Source organism: Pseudomonas amygdali (assembly GCF_002699855.1).
Taxonomy (GTDB): domain Bacteria; phylum Pseudomonadota; class Gammaproteobacteria; order Pseudomonadales; family Pseudomonadaceae; genus Aquipseudomonas; species Aquipseudomonas amygdali.
On record NZ_LKBW01000103.1, the window covers coordinates 1 to 6,354 of the forward strand.

Annotated in this window: 5 protein-coding genes; all 5 read right to left on the reverse strand. The window is 57.6% G+C overall.

All coding sequences use genetic code 11. The features are described 5' to 3' along the window. Positions 1-156: 156 nt before the first annotated feature. The 5 genes from AO277_RS09595 to AO277_RS09615 all read right to left on the reverse strand — a co-directional run bounded on the left by AO277_RS09595 (position 157) and on the right by AO277_RS09615 (position 6,259). Positions 157-1,470, reverse strand: a complete 1,314-nt coding sequence (locus AO277_RS09595) for a replication initiation protein (RefSeq protein ID WP_099258944.1) — start codon at positions 1,468-1,470, stop codon at positions 157-159. A gap of 564 nt (positions 1,471-2,034) precedes the next feature. Further along, positions 2,035-2,388, reverse strand: coding sequence for a hypothetical protein (locus tag AO277_RS09600; protein WP_044320153.1), 354 nt, complete (start codon positions 2,386-2,388; stop codon positions 2,035-2,037). Continuing rightward, positions 2,379-3,029 (reverse strand): AAA family ATPase, encoded by a 651-nt coding sequence (locus AO277_RS09605; protein WP_003407061.1) that lies wholly within the window; start codon positions 3,027-3,029, stop codon positions 2,379-2,381. The genes AO277_RS09600 and AO277_RS09605 overlap by 10 nt, the downstream gene beginning before the upstream one ends. Before the next feature lie 129 nt (positions 3,030-3,158). Further along, positions 3,159-5,543: an LPD7 domain-containing protein gene (locus tag AO277_RS29045; protein WP_306599912.1), complete on the reverse strand. Its 2,385-nt coding sequence runs from the start codon at positions 5,541-5,543 to the stop codon at positions 3,159-3,161. Between the two features lie 296 nt (positions 5,544-5,839). Beyond that, on the reverse strand, positions 5,840-6,259 hold the full coding sequence (locus AO277_RS09615) for a hypothetical protein (RefSeq protein ID WP_025391098.1): 420 nt from the start codon (positions 6,257-6,259) through the stop codon (positions 5,840-5,842). Positions 6,260-6,354 lie beyond the last annotated feature (95 nt).

Sequence of the window (6,354 nt, forward strand, 5' to 3'; positions counted from 1 at the left end):
TTTTCACTGCATAAGTAACGCATCAGTGTCTTACTACGCATCGCTATGAAGGCATGACGCCTCCGTCATAGCGTCAACTTGATGCATAGGCATTTTGAAATTCCTATGCATCAAGCCGACCAGCAGCACGCACTGAATTCATACGCGCACTCCCCATCATGAACCATCCTCATGTTCTGTTTTTAAGGGCTCTCCCACTTGCGGCCCCTGCGGGACCGCAGATATCTGATGTACACCGGATTGCACACCCGAGGCGCGGCCATCAGCAGGCTGACCCACGGGGGCCTGAACGGATGGGGTAGCGGGTGAACGATCTTGCCGAGGTGGTACGGACACAGCCTTACGGCTGGCCCTGAGAACGCTCACAGTGGCCGGTTGCAAGACTTCGGTAAGGATGTGCGTGTAGCTGGACACCGTTCTCACCGAAACGCCGGCGAGCGTGGCAATGGCAGAACGTACCAATGCCTTGCCCTGGTCCTGAAGCTGCCTGCACGCGGCACGGATCTTCGATTCTGTGGCTTTGTGCCGCAGCTCATTGGTGCGCTTCGCAGCCAGGCTCTGCCGCTCGGTGAGCGACAAGCTGCCATCGAGCTGCATTGCGCCTCGATGGCAACGACGATCACCGGTGTACCGATCCCACGTCCAGCGACCTACGGATTTGACCGTGGCGCGTATCGAAGACAGCGGCAGGTTTTCCGAAAAGCCCTGTTTTAGAAAGCTGTTGTGGTTGTACGCATACGCATCGAGCGAGCGCATGAAAGACTCAAACGACCCCAGCTCGCGCTCGCGATTGACGATGCTGTACGCAAAATAACGCAGCTGCTCGAACAGGATGCAGTGCCGCGAATGGCTGACCTGGTCAAGCTTGGGACCAGTGGCCCATGGCTTGACGGTCAGCTCTACCGCGCTCGCCAGTTCGCCCAGTTCATAGACGTGGCTGTGGAATTCAGTAGTCTCCCACCAGGGGTGACCAGGGGTTTTGGCCACAGGGCCACCGTGGTAGTCCACGTCCGCGTCGAGGCGAGCGGCAAACGCGGCATAGATCGCTTTCATGTACTGAATCGGCTTGGCTCGTGCGTTCTCGGTGGTGCACACGGACGGCACGGCATAGAACAATTGGGAATGGCCGCTTTTTCGGTTACGCACCATCAGGTTCGGCGCGGGCAACCCGGCATCGTCCCAGGCCAGGGCATTGGCGTGGTCCAGGTCGAACACCAGCCAGGACACCATGCCGGGGCGATTGACCTGCATATAGGGATAACGAAGCGCGTACTCACGAGGGCGAACGCGGGTCGCGGTTTTGTCATCGCTGCATCGCGCCATGTACGGCGCTTCCAGCAATAACCGATTGAGCGCGGTGCCGTCTTCGAAAAACCGCGCTGGCGGAAGGTGAGTGCTGCTGGCCAGCGGATCGGCGTTGGCCATGAGTGAGGTCGCGAGGGAAAGGCTGAGCGCATTGTCGTGGCTCATGCTTCACCGCCTTGGCCAGCAGGTTGGCCAACGGCGTGAAAGTGTGTGACACAAAGGGTCAACCGGGGGGGCAGGGTGCGGTCATCGAGAACGCACAGCCGCTGAAGAATCTTTTCCATAAGTCCACCGTTCAGCGGTGAACTGATGGCTTCACTTTTGACGACTTGCACAAAGCCGCAGTGAACGCCATAATCAGCTCACGTTATGTGTGTTGGACAGGTCTCCTTCTCTCGAAAAAAGCAAGGCCTGTTCAAGTTTTTCCAAAAAGCCCCGCCGGCAAGCGGGGCTTTTTGGTTTCTGCTATTTGGCTAAATCGTTAGAAATTTTCCCGTCTACGCTCATTCGAGCATGAAAAATATGGCATCCCAGCAACGGTGGGCAGGCAAAGTGCGTGAACACTATCACCCGGATTCCCCATCCGCAATGAAAATGCCATTTTTTAAGCTTATATTCCACCAACTTTTCAGCCTAGTGCGCATGGCCATAACCCTTGCGTGACGGGGCTTTCAACGAAATTAATGATGTAATTTATGCAACAGTAATAACTTACGTAAGTTATAGCACTTACTCGTCTTCCATAGAATGGGTTATGGGTTCAGCATTAGATGCATTCTCAAGCAGCGCAATGAGGTCAGCCTTATCAAGCTCTTGGAGGGCCATGATTCCAGCCCGAATCACATCGGATCTAGATATGCGGAAGGTCCGTGGCAAAAGAGAAATCTTATCTATCTGCCTGTTAACGTCCTTGGAGAGGGAAAAAGTAGTACGTACGAATGTAGAAGCTTTCTTACTCTTGCGCTTAGGCTCGGGCGTGGCACTAACGGGCGCTGCCGATATGAAAGCCAGCGCTGCTTCGTCGTTGGCCTCCGAAGACGGGGAGACCTGCTCAGGCTTACGAATCAAATCTTTCAATCCCATTTTGCAGCCCCCCAAAGCTCTGCTGCCAACGTCTCTATCTCTTCTTTAGCACGTGCGTCAGAGTTGCTCTCCAAGACCGAACATCCGTCTTCATCCGCATCGTCGTAGACATTGCGAGCTGTAGTAATCGCGTCAAGAGGTTGAATGCCGAAGGAGCGGCATGCTTCTTTGGCATCCAATATCCGCTGTATCTGGCTAGGAAGGGCAGGGCATTGGGTGATCACTGCACGCACGTTCAATGCTGGGTTCACTGCAGTAGCCAGTCGTGCCAGGTTATCGACCTTTGGAAGGGTCTTGAGATCTCGCCGCTTGGGCCGGAAAGGGATCAACATATGAGTTGCTACCGTCATAGCTGACCGCAGTGCCTCCGAATCAGATCCTCCAGCATCGACCACAATTTGCCTGTACCGGCCCCGAAGGTCTGTCAGCGTTTGACGAATATTGCCGTGTGCTTGCACAACAGGAATCGCAGGGAGGTCTCCCTGTGCAGAGCGTTCAGCAGCCCAGTCTGCGGTTGTGCCCTGAGGGTCGGCATCTAGAAGCAGGACGTCACCTCCGCGAGCCTGCAGCCAGACGGCCAGGTTTTGAGCCAGACAGCTTTTACCGCTACCGCCTTTTTCACCACCTAAAAGTAAGATCATGAACTGCCCTTGATACTGATTATTGAAGTGACATAACTTACATAAGTTATGGAAAATTTGCTACGAGGAATCTACTGAGTCGCCTGGAAGGGACCCACCTCCACACAAGGAGGTGGGTTCTCACTCGGTTCAATCCACACTCATACCATCATCTTCATCCGGGGATGACAGCTCCGGTGTGCCTGCTGCTGCGGCCTGCCCCTTGGGCGTGGTTTCGGCCACTTCCCGATCAGGCGCGATCGGCTGCGCGGACCATTCGCGGCGGTTGACTGTTTTGTCCGTGACAGTGCCGTCCTCTTCGATGACCTGCACAACGACAGGCTGGGTGCCCAGGTCTTGCAAACGTACCTGGTCGCCTTGCTTCAGATCTGCGTCGCCCATGGCCTCTTCCAGCCCTACGCCCCACACCGTGCGGGGCTTACCGCCCTCGGGCTTGAGCGTCACGAAGTAGCTCATCTGGTTGTCATCATTGTGCTGATACGGTGCTTCCCCATGCTCGATAAGCGTGCCCTCGATGACTTTGCTCCTGGACGGCGCTGTCTGGCGCGTTGCTGCTTGAGGTGCCAGGTACAAACGCTCTTCCACCTCATTGACTATCTGCGCAGCCATCGCTGTGAGTTGGTCCAGGTCATCGATCAACTTAGGAGAGTTTTCGACTTGCTTGTAAAGGTCGACGACGCTGGCTTTGAACGCTTCACGATAGCTGTCGTTTTCCATGTAAGCCGTCAGCATGGCAGCGGCTTCCGGGGTCTTGTCATCCGCCGCAATAAGCCAGATGGCGTGGTCTTTACCTCGCAAGCCCATGACCGTATCAGAGGCTCTGACATCCGCTTCGGACATCGGGAAATCACGACGCCATTGTGCTTCAAGCCTGACCAGCTCGCTGGGGCTCTGCAGGTCAGGATCGTTGGCCCGACTAGTCTGCACTTCAGCTGTGGCTGTTGCTGCGGAATCGGCAGTCGATTGCGCACGCTGCGCCTGCCATTGCGCAAAGGCCTGATCGCCCTTGGGCTCACCACGTTTTGGAATGCCCAGCGTGGTCGCCACCAGTTCGACTAACGAAACGCGCATCCGCTCTGGCACGAAGTCCAGCTCTTTGGTCAGTACCTGGCTAACCTGCTCAGCGTTTTTTCCTTCTCTATATAGCGCCTCGATTGTCACTGTAACGCCCAACTTATCCACCAGGTCCCGTATCTCCCGTGAGGAGTCATCAACGTGCCGAGGCAGGTCGTTGGCATTAGCCGGCGTAGGCTTTGCGGCTTCCGGGTTCACTGGTGCCGGCGCTGGGCTTGTGCCAGCTGAAGTACTCACCGGCTCAGGCGTGCTGGTCTGTGCCTCAGACGTGGCCGGCGCGGTGGAATCCACATCAGGGTGAGCACGCGGTGCCTGCCATTGCGCAAAAGCCTGGTCGCCTTTGGGCTGGCCGCGCTCTGGAATGCCCAGGGTGATCGCCACCGTCTCCACGAACGCAATGCGCTCCGGCTCGGGAACAGTGTCGAGCTGGGTGGCCAGCGCCTGGCTAACCTGGTCAGCCGTTTTTCCTTGGCCATACAGCGATTCGATAGGCACGGTAACGCCTAGGCGATCCGCCTGGTCCCGCACGTCCCGTGTGGCGTCATCAACGTGCCGAGGCAAGTCGGTGGCAGGACCAATGCTCTGGCCATCACGTTCGATGTCCAGCTCTGCACGGCGGTCAGCCAGGCTTTGATTCATGGCCTTGTCGGTGAAATGCACGTCCAGGCCATTCTTGGCCACCGCCTCGATCACCAGTTTTTTGAATTCGGCAGTGCCGTTGATCGTCAGTGTGCTGCCAAACCTTTCCCGGGCCAGCTGGAGGGCTACGGACACCCCGGCTTCGGTGATGCCCGTGCGGCGCATGGAAATGGTGGTACCCGTGTCGACAAACAAAGTCTTGTCGGTCTGTTTGTCCAGGTAATGCACGTTCTGACTGAACTTGGCCTTGCGCGTGTAAAGATCCTTGGCGCTGAGGTCGCGGGCCCGCTCACTGGCGGCGACTGGATCAACCTGTTTGGCGAAGCGATCCATGACCCGCTTCACCCGTTCACGCACGCCTTCGGGGGCAGGTCCCCTCGCGCCGCTAATGCTGAAGCCTGGGTCTTCTTTTTCATCGTCTAAGAGATTGCGTATAGCTGCACTGCCCATGAGATTTACCTCGATGTTGGGTTTCGGGTTGTGGAACTGTTCACGCGCTTTGAGCCGCTCGAACGTCAGCACGGAAACCAGCTGCGCCTTGTCTTGGCGGGTTAAGCGTTGATCGGAGAACACGGCGCGCCTGAGCGCGAAATACTGCTGATCGATCCGGCGTATGGCCCGGCGGTGGGCCGGAGCGATCTGGTTGTGCTGAGCCTGCCGCGTGAAATACGCGGCCACCGTGGAGGCGTGTTTGTTAACGGTCAGGGCCTTGATGGAAGCCCGCTTGAACACCAGCGCCTTGTCTGCAGGTCGCTTGAGCGGATCGAACAGCATCCGGGCGCGCTGCTCGATGTCAGCCACCGTCGCGACCCGGTGCGGGTTCTTGGCGTAAGGCGGGACAGCACCAGGCCGCCATTGACGGGGAGGGCGGGGCTTGCCTGAACTCCGGGGCCTGCGTCCGGCAGTAGATTGGACAGGCGTTGTCGTCACAGTCCTCGCCTGGGGCAACTGGCCGGCCACCTGTGGGTGGCTGGATGATCGATAGAACACCAGCGCGTTGCCAGAAGGCCGCTTGAGCGGGTCAAACAGGCGTCGGCCCCGCTCCTCGATGTCAGCGATGGTGGCGACACGGTGGGGGTTCTGGGCATAAGGCGGGACTACACGTCCAGCTCGTACTCGGGTGTTTCGGGGTTTTCCAGCTCCGGCTCGTCGTCGGCCTGTTGCGCCTGCAGGCGTTGCTGTTCCCTTTGTTTCCTGAGAAACGGCGGCAGGTTGGCTTCCTCCTCTTCCTCGCTCAGTTGTGGACCCGGCCCGCCTTCCTCGTCCTCCTGCTGGTACAGATGATCGCAATCCAGAATCTCCTCCTGGTTGCGACTGTCCCACGTGAACGTGTGCATCACTGGGCAGTAACAACGCACCGTCACGGCTTCGGGTCGGTCCGGCTTGCCGGTGATCTGCCACATCGCTGACGGACAGGTCTTGCAAGCCATCGGCAGGTGCCGCAGTGCGTCGCCCTGCAGTTTCAGCAGGACTTCGCTGGTTATCTCTCTGTCGTTGCCAGGTGTGTACGGATTCATAATCATCTCCATGTGCTCGGTAGAAATTGTTTTTGAACCGCCCCGGGTTTCTCGGAGACCCTTTTGTTTGAGTCATGCCACCTGGGCAGACTCGG

What these genes read in the sequence shown, in the direction of transcription:
- AO277_RS09595 (WP_099258944.1), bottom strand. Translation starts at nt 1,470, where the DNA reads ATGAGCCACGACAATGCGCTCAGCCTTTCCCTCGCGACCTCACTCATG.
- AO277_RS09600 (WP_044320153.1), bottom strand. Translation starts at nt 2,388, where the DNA reads ATGGGATTGAAAGATTTGATTCGTAAGCCTGAGCAGGTCTCCCCGTCT.
- AO277_RS09605 (WP_003407061.1), bottom strand. Translation starts at nt 3,029, where the DNA reads ATGATCTTACTTTTAGGTGGTGAAAAAGGCGGTAGCGGTAAAAGCTGT.
- AO277_RS09615 (WP_025391098.1), bottom strand. Translation starts at nt 6,259, where the DNA reads ATGAATCCGTACACACCTGGCAACGACAGAGAGATAACCAGCGAAGTC.